We start from the raw sequence: 21,271 nt of genomic DNA on the forward strand, positions 1-21,271 counted from the left end.
TTATGCTCCCTGAAGTATCAATGCGCCCTGCTCGCTCATCACGCCGCCGGTGCCGGAGACATAGACGGTGTCGCAGCCTTTGAGCTGACGCTCGCCCGCCGTGCCGGCAATCTGCGTCACCGCCTCGATCACCTGCGACATACCGCCCGCGGACCCGGCCTGGCCGAAGCTGAGCTGGCCGCCATGGGTGTTCATCGGGAAATCGCCGCGCCAGGTCAGGTCGTGCTCGCGGACAAAGGCCATGCCCTCGCCCTTGCCGCAGAAACCGGCGTCTTCCAGGGTCAGCAAGGCGGTGATGGTGTAGCAGTCATAGATTTGCGCGGCGTCGACGTCCGCCGGCTTGAGCCCGGCCATGGCGAAGGCGCGCTGGGACGCCGGGCCGATCGGCGTGTGGATCATGTCCGCGGCATAGGACGGCGACTTGAACGCCAGGTGCTCGCCGAAACCGGTGACGAATGCCGGGCGCTTGCGCGAACGGGCCGCGACTTCCTTCGAGGCGATGATCATCGCCGCGCCACCCGCCACCGGCATGACGATTTCGAGGACGTGCAGCGGGTCGGCGACCATGCGGCTGGCCAACACTTGCTCGATGGTCAGCGGCTGGCCGTAGAACATCGCCTCCGGGTTGGCCTGGGCGTTGGTGCGCTGGTCCACGGCGATTTTCGCCAGGGCCACCGGGTCGTAGCCGTACTGCGCCGCGTAGCGCTGGGCGATCATCGCGTAGCCGGTGTTCTGGCCCATGTGCCCGTAAGGCAGGTCGAACTCGGCTTCCGGCGCGCCAAACGCCGTGCTGTGACCGCCGAAGCGCATGGCCCGGGCCATCCAGCTCGGGTCTTCGTCCGGGCCGAACGGCGCCATGCGCGCCGGCAGCACGCACAGCACGGCCTGGCACAGGCCCAGTTCGATGGCGGCGGCGGCGCGCCAGACCATGCCCACCGAGGTGCAGCCGCCCAGGTCGACCACTTCGGCGAAGTTCAGGCGCAGACCCAAGTACTCGGCGGCCATGGCCGGGACGAACACCGACGCTTCATGAAACTGCGGGCCATTGATCACCAGCCCGTCCAGGTCCTCGGCCTTGAGCCCGGCGTCGCGCAAGGCGCGGGCAGCCAGGTCGGCGACCTGCTCCAGGTGAAACATCTTCGGCGCGGTGGCGTACTTCTCCGGCTTGTATTGCGCGGTGCCAACGATGGCCGCGTGCCCTTTGAGGCCCATAGTCCCTCCCCGTCCGGGCCTGTGGCCCGGTTGTTGTGTCGATGATGGTGAAAGCCCGGGCCAGCGCAGGCCGCCCGGGCCGCGTGCGACTCAGAAGCTGTATTTCATCGAGAACGTGGCGTAGTCGCGGTCGGCGAACGGACGCTTGACCGGGTCCGCCGAGCCCAGGTAGCCGGTGTAGTTCAGGCCGACTTCGAGGTTGCCCAGGTACTTGAACGTGGTGCCTACGCTCAGGCGTCGGTCGCCCTGCACGCCGGAGATGCTGCCGGCCATGGGTGTCGAGCCGCTGAACACGTTGGAGAAGCGCACTGGCACTTCCAGATCCCAGCCCTGGAAAACCCCCGGATAACTGAACGATGCGCCCAGGGTGTAGGCGCTGGAGTCGCGGCTGCGCCAGGCGGATGAAGTCTTGTAGGTGTAGTCATCGGAATTCCCCACCATGCCGCCGAGCGACGGCAACAGGTTGACGCCTTGCAGGTTGGGCGCGGCGGAGGCGTCATCGACGCTGTCCACCCGTACATGAACGACTTCGGCGGTCAGCGTGGTCTGGCTGGCCCAGGGTCGGTCGCCCAGCACGCGCATCGCCGACAGTTGCATCTGCTGGCCCTTGCCGCGGGTCGGCACCGGCCCAAGACCGGTGTTGACCATCACCGGCGCGCCGTCGCGGTACGACCATTCGCCACCGATCTGGTACTCGCCGAGCTTGGTCGAGGCGCTGATACCGGTGAGCTTGATGTCCTCGAAGTACTTGACCTTGTAGCCGTTGGCGGCAAAGGCATAGAGGCCGCCACCCACCGGCACCGGGTCATAGCCCACCAGGGCGGTGGCCGGGTTCTTGTCGTGGTAGTTGACGTGGAACAGCGACATCTCGATCGCCGGCACCGGCCGGAAGCGCACCTGCACGCCCCACTGGCCGCTGTCGCGCGGTTCGTCGGTGCCGCGATAAGCGATCTTGCTGGTGCCGCTGTAAAGGAATTCGCGGCCCGGGCCAATCACGTCGCTGCTCGACAGGTAGCTGCCCACCGGCGGCAGTTCGGTGCCCTTCCATTCGTACTGCACATAAGCGCCGAAGGTGATTTGCGGGTTGAGGCGGAACGACGCCGAGACCTGCCCCACCGGCAGCAGCACTTCCTTGACCTCGACCCCGGGCTGCGCGGCCTTGACCGCGTCGGACGGGTTCTGCACGCCGTTGACGCCGGGGTAGTACAGGCTTTCGCCCCAGGACTCGATATGCCGCCCGGCCTTGACGTCGAGCATGGTGTCGTTGTCGAAGCGCCAGCCGCCGAACACGTAGGCATCCAGCAGGCGGGTGCGGCCGCCGCTGTAGTAGCGGGTGTCGCTGGTGAATTCGTCGTGGTCGCCGCTCTTGTTCACGGTGGCCGGCGAGTCGTTGTCGTTGCTCTTGTGATAGACGTCGTCGTAGAAGGTACTGGCGCGCACCACCGCGCCGTAGTTGTCCTTGCGCAGGATCATCTCGCCGAGGGCGCCGATGCGGTTGGTGGTCAGGGCGCCACGGTCGAAGTTGCGGTTGGCGTCGTCGGCGTTGACGCCCATCAGCCGCCTGCTCTGCTCGCCCAGGCGCACCCCGACGCCGTAGCTGGTGGTCACCGACCAGTCGATGGTGGCGCCGTTGTCGAACTCGATGGTCTCGCCGGCCAAGGCCTGCGTCGATGCCAGGGCAATGGCCGCCGCCAGGCAGGTGACCTGGCCCCCGCGTGAGCCAAGGCCAGGCGCATTATTGTTGTTTTTATCGATCACACTGACTCTCCTGTGTGGCAACCGTCAGGTTGCCGGGTTTGAGCAACATTGCCGCCGTGCCGGACGCTCACAACACGTCGCGCGGATCGGTGGCGGGTGCGTCGGGATCGCGCCGTCGGTAGCGGTAGAGCCCGCCGTGTTCCGCCCGCGACAGCGACCCTTCGGCCATGAGGTAGTTGGCATGGGCCAACGTTTCGCCCAGCGCCATCAGTTCGTCGAAACGACCGGACAGCTTCGGGAACAGCACGGCCATCAGCTCGAGCGCGCTGCGCGGCTCGTCGCAGGTGGCCAACAGCAGCGCCAGGTGGGCCCGGTGATGGGCCGCCAACTGGTCCAGGCGTGCATGCAGGTTGAAGAACGGACGTTCGTGGGCCGGCAACACCAGCACGCTGTCGGGGACGCCGCGCAGGTGATCGATGGAGGCCAGCCAGTCCCGCAGCGGATCGGCGTCCGGCTCGGTGGCATGCACGCCCACCGTCGAGGTGATGCGCGGCAGCACCTGGTCGCCGGAAATCAGCAACCCGTCGTCTTCGGCGTACAGGCAGGCGTGCTCCGGCGAATGGCCGCGCCCCACTACTACCCGCCACGCGCGGCCGCCGATGCGCAGGCGATCGCCCTCGCGCAGGCGGCGGTAACTGTTGAAGTGCAGCGGGCGGAAATGCCCGTTCTGGATGGTCCGGTACATGTCGCCGGCCTGTTCGGCGTTGAAGCCGGCCCGGGCGTAGTGCGCGAGGAAGTCCCAGCCCGGCTCGGCGCCGCTCGGCACCTTCACGTACAGCGACTGGTACTCGGCTTCGGTCATGTACACCGGGCAACGAAAACGCTCGGCCAGCCAGCCGGCGACACCGGCGTGGTCGGAATGGAAATGGGTGCACACCACCGCCCGCAGCGGCTGGCCGGTGCACAGCCCGGTGAACACCTGCTCCCAGACTTCGCGGGTCTGCTCGGTGTTCATCCCGGTGTCCACCGCCACCCAGCCATCGCCCTCGCGCAGCAGGTAGAGGTTGATGTGGTCGAGGCGAAACGGCAGCGGCATGCGCAGCCAGAACACGCCGTCCGCCACCTGGCGCACCTCGCCGCCAGCCGGCGCTTCGGGCCAGGGGTAGCGCAGGCCATCGCGCAGTTCGTGGCCGTTGTGGTCGAGGTCAGCCATGGTCGGCGACCACGAACGGTGCCAGTTCCAGGCGCTGCAACAAGGCCCGCGAATACGGCTGGTAAGTGCCGGATTGCTCGTCACGGATGTACAGCGGATCGCGGCAGGCGTCCGGGCAATAACCCTGGCGCTGCAGATCGACCTTGCGCAGTTTGAAAGTGCTGGTCAGGTCCGCCGCCGCGCTGACCCGCACGAACAGCGGCGCGGCGTAGCGCGGCAGACGCTCTTCGCTCAGGGCATACAGCGCCTGTGGATCGAACACCTCGCCCGCCTGCATCAGCACCGCCGCCATGCCGGCGCGGCCTTCGTGGCCCGGCACCTGCACGCCGTAGATATTGATCAGTTCCAGTCCCGGCAGATCGCCAAGGGCGTCGGCCACTTCCTGGGTCGAGACGTTCTCGCTCTTCCAGCGGAAGGTGTCGCCGATGCGGTCGACGAAGTAGCAGTAGCCATCGGCGTCCTGGCGCAGCAGGTCGCCCGAGCTCCACCAGGCATCGCCTTCGCGCAGCACATTGCGGCGGATCTTGCTTTCGGTGGCGTCGGCCGAGGTGTAGCCCTCGAAGCGCCCTCCGCCGATCTCCGGGTGGTTGACGATAAAGCCCATGGCCTCGCCCACCTCGCCCACTTCGCAGACCTGATAGAAGCCGTTTTCATCCCGCGGATGGCAGTCGTTTTCCACGTCGAAGCGGATCAGCCGCAGGTTGGTGCGTGTCCAATCGGGAACCCGGCCGCAGGCGCCGACATAGTTGTCGACGTTGATCAGCGCAGTGTTGGCCTCGGTGGCGCCCCAGCCTTCGAACACCTGGACCGGGCCGAAGCGCTCGATCCAGCGCTGCCAGGACTCCGGGGTCAGGCCGGCGCCGAGCATGCAGCGCAGGTTGTGATCCCGCTCGCCGGGTTGTTCCGGGCGGTTGAGCAGGTAGCGGCAGATTTCGCCGATGTACTGGAACACGCTGATGTTGTGGCGCACCACATCGCGCCAGAACTCGCTGACGCTGAACTTGCGCCGCACCACGATACTGGCGCCGGCGCGCAGCGCGGTGGAGGTCACCGAGGTGGCGGCGGCGCCGTGGTACAGCGGCAGGCAGCAGTAGAAAACGTCGTCGCCGGTCGCCGCCAGGGTGACTTCCATCACATCCCCCGAGGACATCCAGCGCATATGGCTGTAGCGCGCCGCCTTGGGCAGGCCGGTGGTGCCGGAGGTGAAGATCAGCAAGGTCGGCGCCTGCGCCTCGACCGCCGCGCGGATGTCCCGCGGGAAGGCGCTGCGCGGCGCGCTGTCCAGACGCGTGGCGAACTGGCGGTCGATAAAGCCGGGCAGATCGCCCGCCCAGCGGTTTTCCTCGTCGCCCACCAGCCAGTAGGCCAGCGTCGGCAGGTCCTCGGTGGCGAGCACGTTGCCGAGGCATTCTTCGCCGATCACCAGGGCTTTGGCCGCGGTGGTTTCCAGTGCGTGCAACAGCGGCCGGCCGTTGACCTGGGTATTGATGAAAGCCACCACCACACCCAGCTTGACCAGGCCGAACCAGGTGCAGAAGAACGCCGGGCGGTTCTCCATGACCATGGCGCAGACGTCGCCGGCGCGCAGGCCCTTGGCGTAGAGGGTGTGGGCCATCTGGTTGGCGCGGGCGTCCACTTCGGCGTAGCTCAGGGTCTGCTCGCCGTAGATCAGAAAGGGCCGCTCGGCGAAGCGCGCGGCTTGTTGCTCCAGGCGATCGGCCAGGGTGTAGTGGTCCGCCGGCTTGATCTGCGCGGCCGCCGCGCCGCGCCGGTCGAGGATGGCCTGGGTCTGCTCGCGGGGCACCACGACGCTGGACGGCAGGCCGGACGATGGCAGGGTCATGGGGTCACCTCCGCCGCCAGGCTGAGCGCGGGGTAATCGGTGTAGCCCCGTGGGCCGGCGGTGTAGAGGGTCTTGCGGTCAAAGGCGGCCAGTGGCTGGCCGTGGCGCAGGCGCTCGACCAGGTCCGGGTTGGCGATGAAATGCCGACCGAACGACACCGCCACACCCTCGCCCGCGTCCACCGCGGCGCGGGCCGAGGCGCCGTCGAAACCGTCATTGAGGATCAGCCGCTGATTGCCGTGGGCGCGGGCCAGGGCGAAGGCATCGAGATTGCCGAGCGGCGAACGCATCACATGCAGGTAGGCCAGCTCCAGCGGCGCCAGCGCGGTGCACAGGGCGATCGCGGTGGCGGCGGGGTCGTCGTCCTGGATGTCGTTGTAGGGATTGCCCGGGCAGAACCGCACGGCGACCCGCCCGACACCAATGGCATCGGCCATCGCCTGCACGGTTTCGGCGACGAACCGCACGCGATTTTCCGCGCTGCCGCCGTAGGCGTCGGTGCGCTGGTTGCTGCCCGAGGCGAGGAACTGCATCGGCAGGTAGCCGCTGGTGCAATGCAGCTCGACGCCGTCGAAGCCGGCCTCGCGGGCATTCAGCGCGGCCTGGCGGTACTCGGCGACCACCGCGGCGATGCCTTCGATGCTCAGGGCTTCGGGCTGCTCGGTGTCGGCCATGCCCACCGCGTCGGTGAACACCTGGGTGTTGGCGCGCAGTGCCGAGGGCGCCACGGTGGCCGCCCCGGCCGGCTTGTTGTAACGGCTGGCGGCGCGGCCGACGTGCATCAGTTGCAGGACGATGCGCCCGCCCTCTTCGTGCACGGCGCGGGTCACCTGGCGCCAGGCGGCGATCTGTTCGGCGGTGTAGATCGCCGGGGTACGGCAATAGCCCAGGCCACTGGCCGACGGCGCGGTGCCTTCGGCGACGATCAGCCCGGCGCTGGCCCGCTGGCGGTAGTACTCGACCATGTCGGCGGTGGCAACGGCCTGCGCGTCGGCGCGGCTGCGGGTCATCGGGGCCATGACGATACGGTTGGCCAGTTGCAGTTCGCCCAGGCGCACCGGCTCGAACAAGATGCTCATGTCAGCTCCTTAACTTCTTGTTGTGTCCGGGGCTGACGGGCCGCTTGGCGCATTGCCGCAACCCCGGAGATGGGCTGCATGATTGATCCGCGGCGAGGCTGAAACATCGTCCGACAAGACTAGTTTCGCGGCTTCAGGTAAGGTCGGCAGCGCCTTGAAAAGCGCAGGAAAAATGGTCTGAACGGACGATGAAAGAGGTGCGGGATGCGCCGACGATCCAGCTCGATATAACAAGAACCGGAGCAGCGCAGTGAACCCACCCAATCCCGTCACCTGGCGCACGCACTACGCGCTTCTGGTGCTCGCCAGCATCTACGTCTTCAACTACATCGACCGCCAGTTGATGGCGATCCTGATCGAGCCGGTGAAGCTCGAATTCGGCATTTCCGACACCGGCATCGGCCTGCTTTCAGGGGTCACGTTCGCGGTGTTCTACACCGTCTTCGGCTTCCCGCTGGGACGGCTCTCGGACCGCATCGGGCGCAAACCGGTGATCGCCTTCAGTTGCATGGCCTGGAGCCTGATGACCATGCTCTGCGGCATGGCCGGCAACTTCCTCACCCTGGTGCTGGCCCGCGTCGGCGTGGCGGTGGGCGAAGCCGGCGGCACCGCGCCGTCGGTAGCGATGGTCTCCGACCTGTACCCGGCCAACCGCCGCTCCACCGCGCTGTCGGTGCTGATGCTGGGTTCGAGCCTGGGCGCGATCGTCGGCCTCGGCCTCGGCGGCTGGATTGCCCAGCACCACGGCTGGCGCTATGCGTTTTTGCTGATCGGCGCACCGGGCATCCTGCTCGGCCTGGTCCTGCTGCTGACCGTGCGTGCGCCCAAGCCCGCGGTGATCCGCCAGGCCACGGCGGTGCCGGAGGATGGCTGGGCCAAGACCCTGGTGGAATTGTTCCGCATGCCGTCATTCTTCTGGCTGGTGCTGACCGGTGGCACGGCGGCGATCGCCGGTTATGCCATCGGCACCTGGAGCCCGAGCTTCCTGATCCGTTCCCATGGTTTGAACATGCAGGAAGCCGGCTTCCTGGTGGGGGTGGTCGGCGGCACCGGCTCAACCATCGGCACCCTCGCCTGCGGCCTACTGACTGACCGCCTGGCTCGGCGTGATGTCGGCTGGCAGATCGGCGTGCCGCTGCTCGGCACCTTGCTGAGCATCCCCTTCGCCCTCGCCTATTTCCTCTGGCCGCAGGGCATCGCTTTTCATATCGGCAGCATCCCGGTGCCCGAGGCGTTCCTGTTCTACAGCGCGTTCGGTTTCTTCGGCGTGTGGTGGGCGACGCCGTGCCTGGGCGCGATCACCCATTTGTTCCCGGCCACGCGCCTGGCTCAGGCCACGGCGATCTTCGTCATGTCCATGACCCTGTTGGGAGTTGGCCTGGGGCCGTTGGTGATTGGCGTGCTGAGTGACTTCTTCGTCGCTTCGCTGGGCGGCGAATCGCTGCGCTATGCGCTGGCGGCATCGGTGTCGTTGCTGGTGTTGGCGGCGGGGTTTCTGGCGATGGCGTTGCCGCAGTATCGGCGGCAGTTGCGGGCAGAGGATGTGGTGGCGGGAGCAGTGGTCGGCGTTTGAGTTGAAGGCCCGATTGCTGGATGGGTGTCTGCAGATCTTTCGGTCATGTGCCTGCCGGTATGTTTTCAGCGCCCTTGAGATCGAGCGCCGCCCGCGCGGCGCATCGCGAGCAAGCTCGCTCCTACATCGGTTGTAACGCGCCATGGCCTGTGGGATTGGCGTCAGCCTTGAAATCAAGCCGAACCACCAAGGCGGTCAACCATGGCCTTGCAGGCATAGGTACGTTGCAACCGATGTAGGAGCGAGCTTGCTCGCGATGCGCCGCGCGGGCGGCGCTCGATCTGAACAGCGCTGAAGACACTCCGGCTAGCACATGGCGGCCACTACATCCCAGCCGCCTGTGATAGCCGTGCTAGCGAAGGGCAATTACTTCTCGGCTTCGATAACCTTGTTCAGTACAGCCCCGTCAATGCTCAGGGTGGCGCTGTTGAACATGCCTTCGACGTAGGTCTTGGCCAACTGTTCCTGACGCTGCGCACGCAGGGCGTCACGCAGTTGTCCGCGAACTTCGTCGTAGGTGGCGACGCGCGCCGGTTGCAGTTCGACCAGCTTGACGATGTGCAGGCCCAGCGGGCTTTGCAACGGTTCGCTGACCGCGCCGACCTTCAGCTTCGACACTGCGGTACGGACTTCCGGCAGCAACTGCGTCAGCGGTTGCAAACCGATATCGCCGCCCTGCTTCGCACTGCCGGTGTCCTGCGAGTAGGTCTCTGCCAGTTTGGCAAAGTCGGCGCCGGAAGCCTGGGCACGCTTGGCGATGCTTTCAGCCTGCTTGCGCACCGACTCCAGGGCCTGCTCGTCCGGTACGGCCAGGTAGATCTGGCTGACCCGGTACAGCGCCGGCACCTGCAACGAAGCCTTGCCGTTCTCATAGGCCTGCTTCAGGTCCTGCTCGGGCGGATAGTCATCCGGCACCTTGGTCACGCTGCTCAGGTAGCTGCGCAGGACGATCTGCTCGATCGCGGCGCGGGTCTGGGCTTCCACATCGGGACGCTTCGACCAGCCCTTGGCTTCGGCCTGCTGGTACAGGGCCTTTTCCGCCAGGCGTGCACGGATCCAGGTTTCCAGCGCAGGACGATCATTGCGCAGTTGCAGGCGAGCCTGCTCCGGCAATTGGGCGAACAGCGCCTTTAGCTCTTCGGCGTTGACCTGCTGGTCACCCAGGCGAGCCAGCGCGGTACCGCTTTCGGTTTCTGGAACAGTGCGGCTGGCCGCCTCCAGATCGTCGCCAGGACGCAGGGCCAGGGTGACCGCAACGGTCAGCACGGCCAGCGCACCAGCGCCGGCCCACAGGCGACCGCGACTCACGAAGCGCTTTCCACAGGAGCCTGGGCAGCAGCGACGTTGCGGCTGTAGTCACGCAGGTAGACAACGAACTCTTGCAGCAGTCGGTCCCACAGCACCAGGGAGCCTTGCAGGTGCTTGAGGCTGACGCCGTCAGCAACGATCACGTCTTTTTCCAGCACCAGGAACTCGCCCTGTTGAGCCAGACGGGAGAAACGACGCGAAGCGTTCCACAGGTTGGTCAGGCCTTCAGGCAGCTCACCCTGGATGCGCAGTGCACAGCTGTAGGTGAAGTCCAGGAATTGTCCTTCTTCCGGGGCACTGTTACCGAAACGGACGGCGTAACCGACGCCCTGGCTGGCGCTGAGCAGTTGAATCACAGCGTTTTGCTCGGTGCGGTTGACCCGGCAACCGGCGTCTTGCAGCAGGGTGGTCAGGGAATCGGCACTTACGGTTTCGATCAGGGTATTGGCAGTCACGGGGTCACCTTCCTTGCGCGGTTAAAAGCCTGAAGTTAAAGCGAAAGTTTGTAGCACATTGCTAGCATCCGGTACAGACGCACCACACCTCCTTCCGTCATAAACATGTCCATCAGCAACCGCGCGTGCCCCGACCGAGGCGCCGGACCAGTTCTTCACGGTCCAGCACCGGTGCGAAGTAGCTGCCCTGGCCGACCGCGCAGCCCATGTCCATCAGGATCAGGTGCTGGCCGGCGCTTTCCACCCCGGTGACGGTGACGCCCAGGCCGAGCGACCCGGCCAGGGCCAGACTGTTCCTGATCACCGCGCGGTGGCGGGGCTGGTGTTCCAGTTCGTGCATGAACTGGCTGGCCAGCCTGATTTCATTGAACGGCAGCTGGCACAAGCGCTGGAAAGCCCCGCCATTGCTACCGAACTCACCGAGGCACAAGCCACAACCGAGCATGCGCAGGCGCGTCAGGCTTTCCAGGTGCATCGCCGAAGTCTCCAGCGGGCTGCAGAACGCCAATTCAAAGGCGATGCCCTGGCCCACCGAACGATGAAACTGCATCAGCGACTTGATCCGCCGGGTCAGGCTGCGGCCACACAACTGCGACAAGCGCAGGGCAAAGCACAGGCGCAGCACCCGCCCCTGCGCCATCAGTTCGCGCTGCAAGGCCAGGCCCTGTTCCAGCAACACCACCAGCATGTCGTCCAGCAGGCCAGCGCGTTCCACCAGGGGCATGAACAGGTTGTCGGCCAGCAGGCCATGGACCGGGTGCTTCCAGCTCGCCCGCACGTCCACGCCCTTGATTTCGCCGTTGCCGAGATCACAGCGCGGCAGGAAATGCGCGCCGAACTCCTTGTACGACAGCCCTCGGCGGATATCCGCTTCGGTCACCACCACCCCCTGGGCCGGTGCGGCCAGTGAGCGCGCGGGCAAGGTGCGCACCCGCGCCAGTGCGTCACGCATGCTCTCCAGGTGCAGCGGCTTGCCGACATCGCCGAGAAACACCACGCCCAGGCGAGCGACCAGCAGGGTAATGGCCCGGCGCACCTCGGAATGCAGCCCGCTGCTGACGATCACCCCGCCGATCAGCGACGCCTGCGCCGCGCGGTGGAGAAACTCGAGGCCGTCCATACCTTCCATGCGCACATCGCAGACCACCACATCGACCCGGCCGATGCGCTCGAGCAAGGTGATCGCTTCGCTGCCGGCGGACGCTTCCAAGACGTCCCGGCAACCGAGTTGACAAAGGATCTTCACGGCGATGGCGCGCTGAAAAGAGTGATTTTCAAGGATCAGGACACGCAAAGACTTCGCAGGCACAACCGCTTCCCTCGTATAGGCCAGGCCCCATATTCCTATCCGTTCAGCCAGGAAGAATCAGGCGGCTTCCCAGCATTCGACAGAAATCTCCGACGCTTCAAGACTGACAAAACAGTTCCAGGCGCTGGGTCAGCGCGGTCACGGCCTGGCGCAGGTCGTCCACCAGCGGATCGATGCGTTCCGCCGGCGCGCTGTCCTGGCAGGCCTTTTCCAGGTTTTCGCAGGCGTGCAGCAAACGGCGCGCCTTGATGATCCGGCCGCCGCCCTTGATCCGGTGCACCAGGTCCGCGAGGCCGCCCAGGTCACCTTCGCCGTGCAGGTAGGCGAGTTTTTCCAGGTCTTCGCGGTTGCTGGTCAGCAGGTCTTGCAACAGGGCCTTGATCGCCGTCGGATCGCCGCCGGTGATCTTGTGCAGGCTGGACAGGTCCAGCCCGTTGCCCGGTTTCAGCTCACCTTCGCCGGCGTCGGGCACCAGGCCGGGTTCGCCCGAGGCCAGCTTGCCAGCGAGGTCCTTCAGGTTCAGCGGTTTGAACAGGCAATCGTCCATCCCGGCCTCGATACACCGCTTGCGCTCCGTGGGCTGGGCATTGGCGGTGCAGCCGAGCAACAAGATCGAGACCTTGCCCTTGCGCCGCTCGTCCTCGCGCACCGCCCGCGCCAGGGCATAGCCGTTGAGGCCCGGCATATTGCAATCAGTGATCAGCACATCGAAACGCTGCCGCAACCAGGTGCGCAGCCCTTCGTCGCCGTTGGTCGCGGTCACTACGCGGTGGCCGAGAAAACTCAGTTGCTGCTGCAACAGCAGGCGGTTGGCCGGGTAATCGTCCACCACCAGGATATCCAGCGGCGCATCGCTGCGGGCGGGCAGTTGCGGCAGGCTGGCCAGTACCGCCTCGGACGGTGTCAGGCGCGGCAGGTCAAGATTGATCCGCGCCCGGGTGCCCACGCCGAGGGTGCTGTCCAGCAACATGTCGCCGCCCATCATGGCGCAGAGCGTGTGGCTGATGCTCAAGCCCAGCCCCGAGCTGCAGCGGGCGCTCTGCTGGTTGTTGCTGGCCTGGCGAAACGGGCTGCCCAGCAGGGCCATTTCGTCTGGCGGAATACCCACGCCGGTGTCTTCCACCGACAGGCACAGTCCGACCCGTTCACGGTCCACGTCCAGCGCCAGGGTCACGCAGACCTCGCCTTCGTGGGTGAACTTGATCGCATTGCTGATGAGGTTGGACAGCACCTGTTTGAAGCGCACCGGATCGACCAGCACCTGCACCGAACAGTGGCTGTCCATGTCCAGCGCCAGGTGCAGGCGTTTCTGTCGGGCCTGGGCCTCGAACATGCGCACCGTGCTTTCCACCTCGCGGCACAGGTCGACCTGCTGCGGCACCAGCTCCAGGTGCCCGGATTCGATACGGGTGATATCAAGGATGTCGCCCACCAGATCCAGCAGGCCCCGGGCGGCGCCAGACGCCACTTCGATGGCGAGACGGTCGAGCACGCCCTCCTCGGCTTTGCGCAAGGCCAGTTCGAGCATGCCCAGCAAGGCGTTGGTCGGCGTGCGGATCTCATGGCTCATGGTCGCCAGGAACGTGGTCTTGGCCTGGTTGGCCGCCTCGGCTTCGTCCTTGGCCAGTTGCAGGGCGTCGTAGAGTTGCTGGCGTTCGGAGATATCGACCCAGCCGCCAATCACCCCGGCCACCCGGCCGTCGCTCGCGCGGTACGGCAGCATCCAGTGGTAGATGATCAGGCGCTCGCCGGCCAGCAGCAGTTCGCGGTCTTCCACTACCGACGCGCCCTGGGCGATGACCCGGCGATAGGACTCGCGGTAACGCCGCGCCTGGTCCGCGCCGATCAGCCATTCCGGCACCGGCTGGCCGATCACCGCGTCGCGCTCGACGTTGAGGGCCCGCAGATAGCTGGCGTTACAGGTCAGCAGGCAGCCTTCGTGATCGCGCACGTAAATCGGATGCGGCGTGCCGTCGATCATCACATGCATGAATTCGAGCTGGTCGTTGAGGGCCTGTTCCGCCTGCAAGCGCTTGTGCACCTGGCGGCGCAGGCTGCGAATCCAGTACATCGCCAGCAGCAAAAGGATCAGGGCCATAAGGAAGCCTTGCAGGATCATCCCGCGATACTTCTGCCAGTAACTGTCGACAACGATCACTTCGTTGCGCCAGCGATTGGTCAGTTCGTCCATCTCCTGCGGCGCGATGCTCAGCAGCGCCTTGTTCATGATCGACAGCAACTCCCGCGCGCCGCGCCGCGTACCGAAGGCGAAATGCACCGCCGGCACCGGCAGCGCGGCGCGGATGCTCAGTTGCCCACGGAATTGCCGGGCGATGCTGTAGCGCGCGCCGATCAGGCTGGTCACCGCCGCCTGCGCCTCACCGCTGGCGACCCGTTCCAGCGCCTGCTGCGGGCCGCTGCTCCAGAGCACCTGAACCTGCGGGTGACGTTCGCGCATGTAGTCTTCGAGCACGCTGCCCTGAACCAGGGCCAGGCGCTTGCCAGCCAGGTCGTCGAGGCTGTCGAGGTAACGGTCGTTGTCCCGGGTGACCAGCACCAGGCTGTTGCTCAGGTAGGAACGGCTGAAACCCACCTGTTCCTGGCGGCCGCGGCTGAACGGCAGCGCCGCCACCAGATCCACCTGCTGCACCTCCAGGCGCTGCGCCATGTCATCGAAGCCGCCGCCGGCGACGATGTCGAAGGCCAGCCCGGTGCGCTGGGCGATGCGCTCCAGCAGATCGGCGCTGATGCCGCGAAACACGTTCTGGTCGTCGAGGTAGCTGACCGGCAGGAACTGCTCGTCGATGGCCACCGTCAGTCGCGGGTGCTGACGCAGCCACTCGCGCTCGGCATCGGTGAAGTCAAGCTGTCCCCGCGCGGCGAAGCTCGTCGCACCGCCGCTCCAGCGCCGCAGAATGGCCCGCCGCGCCTGTTCGGAAATCCGCTCCAGGGCCTGGTTGACCAGCCGTTTCAGGCGCAGGTTGTCGCTGTTGACGGCAAAGCCGTAGTGCCCGCCCTCAAGCAGCTCGGTGGGGAACAACTGCAAGTGGGCCAGGTAATTCTTGTGCAACAGGTATTGGGCACCCAGGGCATCGCCGAGAAACAGGTCGGCCTGGCCGAACGCCACGGCGCCGAGGGCGTTGAGCAGCGACGGATAGAACGCCAGGCGCGCATTGGGAAACAGTTCGTGGGCGCGGTCCTCGGACAGGTAGCCCTCGCGCATCGCCAGGCGCACGCCGGGCCGGCCGGAGTCCGGCGAGCCGCCATCGTCGCTGCGCGTGGCCAGCACCGGCTGGTTTTCTACGTAGGCCCGCGACAGCAGCAGGCGGCTGCGCGCCGCCTCATCGGCTGACACGGTGCCCAGCAGGTCGATATCGCCGCGCTGTAACGCACTGATCGCCTCGGCCCGTGAGCCATAGCGGCGCACGCGGATCTGCACGTCGAGCAATTCCCCCAGCAGACCGGCGTAATCGGCGGTGAGGCCTTCGTAATCGCGCCCGGTGGCGGTGATGTCGAACGGCACGCGGTCGGGCCGGCTAACCCCGAGCCACAACGTCCGCCGCGCCCACAACCAGTGGCGGTCGTTGTCGTTCAGGTCCAGGCGCAGGTTGTCGTCGAGGCTCGAGCGGGCCAGCAGATTCGGCGTTTCCGCCTTGGTCAGGCCGCTGAACAGGCACACGCACAGTACCGCCAGCGACAGCAGCAAGGCGCGCCGCATAGGAGGGAAAGACCGCAAGTGGGCGTCAGATCAGTGTGTGGCGCCTGGCCAGGTCGGCCAGGTCCACCTGGGAGCTGACCCGCAGCTTTTCCAGCAGGCGGGTCTTGTAGGTGCTGATGGTTTTGTTGCTGAGCAGCATCGCCTCGCCGATGGCCTTGTTGCTCAGGCCACGGGCCAGTTGCTGGAGGATCAGCAGTTCGCGGTCGGTGAGTTTTTCGATGCGCTGGGTTTCGGTGGCGTGGCAGTCGAAACGGTTTACCGAGCTCAGGGAAATTTCCGGGAAGTAGGTGTAGCCGGACATGATTGCCAGCGCCGCCTTTCGCAGCTCGCTCAAGTCATCGTTCTTCGAGACGAAGCCCGAAGCCCCCAGGCGCATGCAGCGTAGCGAGAAATACCCGACCGCTTGGGACGTCAACACCAGCATCTTGATGTTCAGTTGCGCCGCTTTGACCCGGGTGATGATCTCGAGCCCGTCGATACGCGGGATGGCGATATCGAGGATGGCGATGTCAGGCTCGTGTTCGCGGATCAGGCGCATGGCGTCGATACCGTTGTCGGCCTCGGCGACGACCTCGAATTGCTCCTGACGGAGCAGCATTCTGACACTGGCGCGGATGAACGGATGGTCGTCCACGATCATGGCTTTGTACATGAATCCTCCCTGTTTTTGGATAACGTGCAGGGTCCGTTTCGAATGCCGTGCCTACCTGGGGAGGAAGCGATTCAATAGCATCAAAAGGCCAGCACTTAGGGTGCAGAGTATCGACCGCCAGGTAGGCACATGTGCATCGGACAATTCCCTAATCAACGAGGGAAATTTCCCAGCGACTAGATCAACCCTTGATTTCCACCCGCCGCCGCTCTTGCCCTTCGATCAGTTCAAAGCGATACACCCGCCCTGGGTCGCGGCTGAATTCGCGGTCGATGCCGGGGCGAATATGGTGCTTGGTCGCCACCGAGCACTGCTTGCCGGTGGCGTCGCAATCGTTGAAATGGTCCAGCACCACGGTGCTGCTGCCACGGTTGTGCACGATGAAGCGCTGGCCTTCGCGCGAGACGTCGGTCTGGTACTGCACCCCGTTGGGATGGACGAACAGTAGCGACCCGAAGCCGGTGAGGATTTCGACCTTGGCCTTGAGCGCTTCATATTGCTCGGCGTCCGCTTCGCTGATGGCGAAGCCATCGCCGCGTTCCGGGACGACCGGAATGAAGCGCAAGCGGAAATAGCGCTCCTTGGCCCGGTCACCGCGATACAGCACGCGCATCGTCTGCATCCCCGAGGCCGGCACGATCAGCCTGGCGGGGCTGGCGATCAGTGGCCGCTGCTCCAGGGGCAGGTCGTCTTGCGCCACCTCGGTGATGTTGCCCTGGGCGTCATAGACCAGCTCGAACACGCTGACCTTGACGAATGCCGTGGTGTCGCCGCTGTTGCGTATCCGCTTGAGCATCGTGCTGCGCTCGCCGTCCATGTAGTCGTACAGGTTGCCCACGTTGATCTGTGGAGCGGCGTGCGCCGTGGCGCCGGTTATCAGCAGCAACACGCCGCAAAGGGTTTTTCTCATCGTTCATCACCTCGTCAAAAATACGTTTGTGCCCGGGCGCTACATGCCCGCATCGAAAATCACGGTTACATCGCCCGCGTACTCCATTCCGGGGTAGCGGGCCATTTCGCTGACCTGGGTTTTGCCCACGTCGAAGTGCAAAACCCCGCCCTGATTGAGCATTGGCTGGAGGCTTTCCAGTTTCAGCGCCATCGCCTCGCCCACCGGCAGCGTCAGCCGGCTCACGGCTTGCCCGGAGTGCAGGAAACCTCCCGGCAACGTCAGGGCGACGTGCAGCGGCACCTGATGCTCATTGGCTCGATTGCGCATGCCACAGCGTTGCGCCTCGTTGTATTGGCAGCGCAGGTGGACACTGAAAGGACCGGACGACCAGACGCGCAGGGCGACATCGCGGTACAGCCGGTGCGGAAGGCGGTTGGACCACTGGCTCCAGCCGCCGGAAGGTTCCAGCACGACCTGCTCGCTGCCCTGGGCGAATTCGAGGCGGAAGGCATGCACCACGTCGAGTTCGACGCTGATCCCGAGGCTGTCGGTGGTGAGCCCCGCCACGCCGTGGCCGAGGTCGAAGTCCGCGCCAGGGCCGACGCTGAGCACCAGGCGTCCGCGGTACTTGCCCGGCTTCATTTTCAAAGGTGACGGCGTGCTCAGCCGGTAGGCCAGGCCAAGCTCACCGATGCGCAAGCGGGCGGCATCATCGACAGCGTCATCCGGCCTGGCCGAGAAACACGTGGCCGGTTGCGCCGGCGTGTTGATCCGCCACAGGTAGTGGCTCCGTGCCCCGGCATTCTGCGCGCCGGCGACGGCGCATCCGCCCTGCACTGGGCGGGACGCCGCCGCGCCGGCCGCCGTGTCGACCTGCAGGCCCAGCGCGAGGATTTCGAATTCCAGCGAGTAGGATTCGCCGCTTCGTTCGTTGGTCACCGTGACCTGGCGCCGGCCCGGCACCCGGATCGAGTAACCCGCACCGCCGCCCTCCTTGTCCTGCGTCGCCAGCTCATAGCTGATGGGCAGGTCGAGTGCCGGCCCGGCGTTGCATTGCCCCGGCCAGCGTCCGCAGAAGTCCGGCGCGCGGGACGTGTGGACAAAGTCGAGGCCACCACGGTACTCGGCACTGACCGTCACCTCCGTCGCGTTGGCCGGGGTAGACCCCGCGCCCGCCTGCAGCATCAGCAGCAGGCATGCAAGCGTTTTCCAAGCGTGGAACTGCGTCATACACCCTCTCCTGACGGGCCTGGTTCACCGCGAACCAGAGTCCTCGCCTCACACCGCTGATCACCGGCCAGCAACACACCGTCTTCACGCGGCCCTTGCGGGTCGACCCGCAGCACACACAACTGCCGGCCCCGGTGCTGGACCTCCAGCGTCGGCACCGCCTCGCTGATTTCCACCACGAAGAATCCGTCGGCTTCACTCACGCCGCGGCTGGCGTGGTTGATCAACATCGCACCGCGCAGCGGCTTGCTCTGCTCATCCAGCAAGCGACCGATCACGGTGACCGTGCGCATGACCCGCAACCGGTGGTACTCGACGCCGCCGCGGTTGAGGTGATAGGTCAGCGTCGGTGGCTGGATGACGGCGCTGGCGTCATAGCCGGACAGGAAATCCAGCAGCACATGGCCGGACTTGTAGGCATTGACCGGCACCACGTTGCGCCCGGGGCGCAACACGCTGCTGCTGCCTTCGGAGTCGTTGGCGCGCAATTGCAGGTTGGGCACATCGGTTTCCACATCGACGATCAGCCCGGCCGCATACGGCAGGTACTGGCCGCTGAAGCCCAGGTGGTCGCCGCCCACGGCCAGGGTGCTGTCGAGGTTCAGGCCGGCGCTGAAGTCCTGGTTGAAGGACGAGCGCTGGATGAAGGCATCGCCGTTCAAGGCGCTGTTTTCAAATTGGGTGTCTGCCGTCAGGCCGGTGCCGTAGCGGTCGAAACTGACCGTGCCGGCGATGCTGCGCACGCTGCCCTGTTCGGGCAGGTGTTGGTAGGTCAGCGCGGCGTTGCGGTCCTGCCCGCCGTCGCGCGAGGTTCGCGTTCCCAGGCTGGCGGACAGGCGGCGGTCCGAACCGCCCAGGCTGGTGCTGACGCTGAAATTGATGCCACGGCTGCGGCGATCGCCGCTGCTCTCGGTGCCGGGCCGGTCGAACAGCGAAACCCGCCAGTTCGCGTTGCTGTCCCAGAGCTTGCCGAAATAGGACAGGCCCAGGTCCATCGCCGTGCCGGCGCTGCCGCCCGTGTCGCGGCTCACCCGCAGGCTGGCCGTGTATTCACGGTTGAGGCGGTGATTCAACGACAGCGAAGACTGCCCCGTTCGCCCCGGCGCCATCACCTCATCGCGCCCGGTCCGACGCGGCTCGAATGCCGTACTGCTGTGGCTGAGAATCACGCTGCCGCTGCCGTACTGGAAAATACCCCGCAGGTCGTAGCCATTGCCCAGGCCGTCGGTACGAAACACGCTGCCCAGCAGTTGCAAGCGATCCAGCACATGCCAATCGAGGGAGGAGCCGTATTGCATGTAGTCATCGACCCGCTGCGCCGACAGGCCGGTGACCACCCGCGGGTGCAGCAGGTAATTGGCGATGACCCCGGCACTCAGGCCGCCGGCGCTTGATTCATCGTCGCTGCCCAGCAGTTCCTGGCGCTGACCGGCATACAGGTTGTAGCGCCAGGGCGAATCGGTGTTGCTCCAGTTATTGGGTTTGTAGACGAACTCGTTGCTCTGCGAGGTGATCTGGCCGTCCTCGATCAGGCGCACTTCCACCTCGTAGATGCCGCCGGGCAGGCCGCGGGTGTCCAGCACCTGCAAACCCGGCGCGACCGGCTGCGTCTGGATCAACTGGCCGTTGCGGTAAATCTCCACCTGGCCTTGGCGATTGGGGGTGACATAGATCGGCGTGACGCTGGCGCTGCCATTGTTCACCGCCAGGCTGTCGCTGCTGCCGAACATCACCCCCAAGGTGGTTTCCGGTGTGTTGCCGAGCAACAGCGGCTGGCGGCTCAGGCCCTGAACATCGGGTGTGAAATAGCCCAGGCGGAAGAAACGGTCCTCATGGATTCGCTCGGCGTAGAGCTGGTCGATGTTCTGCCGGGTTTCTTCATAGCGACCGCCGCTGCGGTCAAAACGGGCTTCGGCCAACGCGGTCCAGTTGCCGATGCTGCCCTGCCCCTGCAGCGCGTAGCGCCCGACGGTCTGTTCGCCGTCGCGGCTGAGGTTGAGCTGGTTGCGCAGGATCAGCCCGCGGCTGCCCTGCTCCGGCAAACGGTGGTACGTCTCCTGGCCGCTGCTTTCCGCGCCGCGGGTGAGGATCGACAGCCGCGACTCCAGAAGGTCGTAGTGAAGCGCCAGCAAATCACGCGGGCAGCTACGCTCGCAGTTGCCCAGCGCCAGCCCGTTGCCCAGCGCGACCGCCCAGGCCTGGCGGAGGATTTCCGGCTCCTGGCTGTCGCGGCTGTCGGTGAAGTTCAGCAACTGGACGCGGTCGTCGCGGCTCAGCACCACCAGTGCCTCACCCAGCAAACGACCGTCCAGCTCGACCCGCACCGCCAGCGGCACCTCGAAAAAATGCTCATCAAACCCTTTGGGCAAGCCTTCCGCCTGCCGGAGAATCCCTGGTCGACTGCTCTGCTCCGTCGACCCGTTTGCCCAGGCAGATGCCAGCCAGACCGTTGCGGCACAGCAGCCCAAGGTCAGTCGAATGGATATTGCCAAAGACATGTCACTGCTCATCAGCGAATGAAAAGAGGCCCGCGGTCGCCCCACTCCTGCAATCCGGCAAAAGTCAGTGCGCCCCGAAAATGGGCAAGGAAGCAGCCGGTGAATGGCTACAAGGGGGGAGCGGTCTCGAACATCATGTTCAACGCGCCGGCGTAATCCCCCGGGAGGTACTGAGGGTTGCTGCTGGGGGGCACCCAGGTCTGAAAGTTCACCAGCACACCGGGCGCGGCCACCTCGGGTCTGACGACCTCTCTGGGAACCTCCGAAAGGGTGACGTTGTTGACCTGCACCATCAGGCTGAGGACGTTATCGCCATTGCTGATGTGCGCGGGCTCGACCAGATAGGCCGAAATGGCGCCCACCGTGCTTTTCATCAGGATCTTCTGCCTGAATATGCCGAAGGATGTGCCGGCGCCGCCCCACGTCAATGTCTGGGTCTGGTCCATCCAGTTGCCGGGACCTACGACGCTGAAACTTTCCGTGGGCACCGTGCCCGTGAGGCTGAAGTGCCCTTCGAGCGGTTCGATGGCTGATGCGCATTCCGAGGCCAGCATCAGTGTCAGAGGGAGCGCGAAAATGCTGTATTTCATG

15 protein-coding genes are annotated in these 21,271 nt (G+C 65.7%); 1 reads left to right on the forward strand and 14 read right to left on the reverse strand.

Annotated elements, in window-relative coordinates; translation table 11 throughout:
* The 5 genes from NTD88_RS09895 to NTD88_RS09915 form a co-directional block, all read right to left on the reverse strand.
* Window positions 1-1,212 (reverse strand): thiolase family protein, encoded by a 1,212-nt coding sequence (locus NTD88_RS09895; RefSeq protein WP_095154988.1) that lies wholly within the window; start codon window positions 1,210-1,212, stop codon window positions 1-3.
* Between the two features lie 90 nt (window positions 1,213-1,302).
* Window positions 1,303-2,970: a DUF1302 domain-containing protein gene (locus NTD88_RS09900; protein WP_095154989.1), complete on the reverse strand. Its 1,668-nt coding sequence runs from the start codon at window positions 2,968-2,970 to the stop codon at window positions 1,303-1,305.
* Between the two features lie 67 nt (window positions 2,971-3,037).
* Window positions 3,038-4,123 carry an MBL fold metallo-hydrolase gene (locus tag NTD88_RS09905; protein ID WP_262154882.1) on the reverse strand — a complete coding sequence of 362 codons (1,086 nt, stop codon included), beginning with the start codon at window positions 4,121-4,123 and terminating at the stop codon, window positions 3,038-3,040.
* Window positions 4,116-5,966 (reverse strand): long-chain-acyl-CoA synthetase, encoded by a 1,851-nt coding sequence (locus NTD88_RS09910; protein ID WP_262154883.1) that lies wholly within the window; start codon window positions 5,964-5,966, stop codon window positions 4,116-4,118. Before NTD88_RS09910 ends, NTD88_RS09905 begins: the two co-directional genes overlap by 8 nt.
* The gene (locus tag NTD88_RS09915) at window positions 5,963-7,045 is read right to left on the reverse strand and encodes an alkene reductase (protein ID WP_262154884.1); all 1,083 of its coding nucleotides are present in this window, start codon (window positions 7,043-7,045) and stop codon (window positions 5,963-5,965) included. Before NTD88_RS09915 ends, NTD88_RS09910 begins: the two co-directional genes overlap by 4 nt.
* Before the next feature lie 250 nt (window positions 7,046-7,295).
* Here NTD88_RS09915 and NTD88_RS09920 point away from each other — a divergent pair, with 250 nt between their 5' ends.
* A complete protein-coding gene (locus tag NTD88_RS09920; RefSeq protein ID WP_262154885.1) occupies window positions 7,296-8,618 on the forward strand; it encodes a spinster family MFS transporter in 1,323 nt (440 codons plus the stop codon).
* Window positions 8,619-8,984: 366 nt separating this feature from the next.
* On the opposite strand, the gene NTD88_RS09925 is transcribed toward NTD88_RS09920, so the two are convergent.
* From NTD88_RS09925 to NTD88_RS09965, 9 genes are all read right to left on the reverse strand, one after another.
* Window positions 8,985-9,926, reverse strand: a complete 942-nt coding sequence (locus NTD88_RS09925) for a peptidylprolyl isomerase (RefSeq protein WP_095154994.1) — start codon at window positions 9,924-9,926, stop codon at window positions 8,985-8,987.
* The gene (locus NTD88_RS09930; protein WP_095154995.1) at window positions 9,923-10,381 is read right to left on the reverse strand and encodes a YbjN domain-containing protein; all 459 of its coding nucleotides are present in this window, start codon (window positions 10,379-10,381) and stop codon (window positions 9,923-9,925) included. The genes NTD88_RS09925 and NTD88_RS09930 overlap by 4 nt, the downstream gene beginning before the upstream one ends.
* 112 nt (window positions 10,382-10,493) lie before the next feature.
* Window positions 10,494-11,690, reverse strand: coding sequence for an EAL domain-containing protein (locus NTD88_RS09935; RefSeq protein WP_095154996.1), 1,197 nt, complete (start codon window positions 11,688-11,690; stop codon window positions 10,494-10,496).
* Between the two features lie 97 nt (window positions 11,691-11,787).
* Window positions 11,788-15,408, reverse strand: a complete 3,621-nt coding sequence (locus NTD88_RS09940) for a transporter substrate-binding domain-containing protein (protein ID WP_262154886.1) — start codon at window positions 15,406-15,408, stop codon at window positions 11,788-11,790.
* Window positions 15,409-15,433: 25 nt separating this feature from the next.
* The gene (locus tag NTD88_RS09945; protein ID WP_095154998.1) at window positions 15,434-16,060 is read right to left on the reverse strand and encodes a response regulator transcription factor; all 627 of its coding nucleotides are present in this window, start codon (window positions 16,058-16,060) and stop codon (window positions 15,434-15,436) included.
* Between the two features lie 181 nt (window positions 16,061-16,241).
* Complete coding sequence (locus NTD88_RS09950) at window positions 16,242-16,970, reverse strand: molecular chaperone (protein WP_095154999.1); 729 nt, start codon at window positions 16,968-16,970, stop codon at window positions 16,242-16,244.
* Window positions 16,971-17,009: 39 nt separating this feature from the next.
* On the reverse strand, window positions 17,010-18,182 hold the full coding sequence (locus NTD88_RS09955; protein WP_262154887.1) for a hypothetical protein: 1,173 nt from the start codon (window positions 18,180-18,182) through the stop codon (window positions 17,010-17,012).
* On the reverse strand, window positions 18,179-20,680 hold the full coding sequence (locus NTD88_RS09960; protein WP_262154888.1) for a TcfC E-set like domain-containing protein: 2,502 nt from the start codon (window positions 20,678-20,680) through the stop codon (window positions 18,179-18,181). Before NTD88_RS09960 ends, NTD88_RS09955 begins: the two co-directional genes overlap by 4 nt.
* A 107-nt stretch (window positions 20,681-20,787) precedes the next feature.
* Window positions 20,788-21,270: a fimbrial protein gene (locus NTD88_RS09965; protein ID WP_262154889.1), complete on the reverse strand. Its 483-nt coding sequence runs from the start codon at window positions 21,268-21,270 to the stop codon at window positions 20,788-20,790.
* Between the last annotated feature and the right edge of the window lies 1 nt (window position 21,271).

This window comes from Pseudomonas sp. 20P_3.2_Bac5 (assembly GCF_025466035.1).
GTDB lineage: Bacteria > Pseudomonadota > Gammaproteobacteria > Pseudomonadales > Pseudomonadaceae > Aquipseudomonas.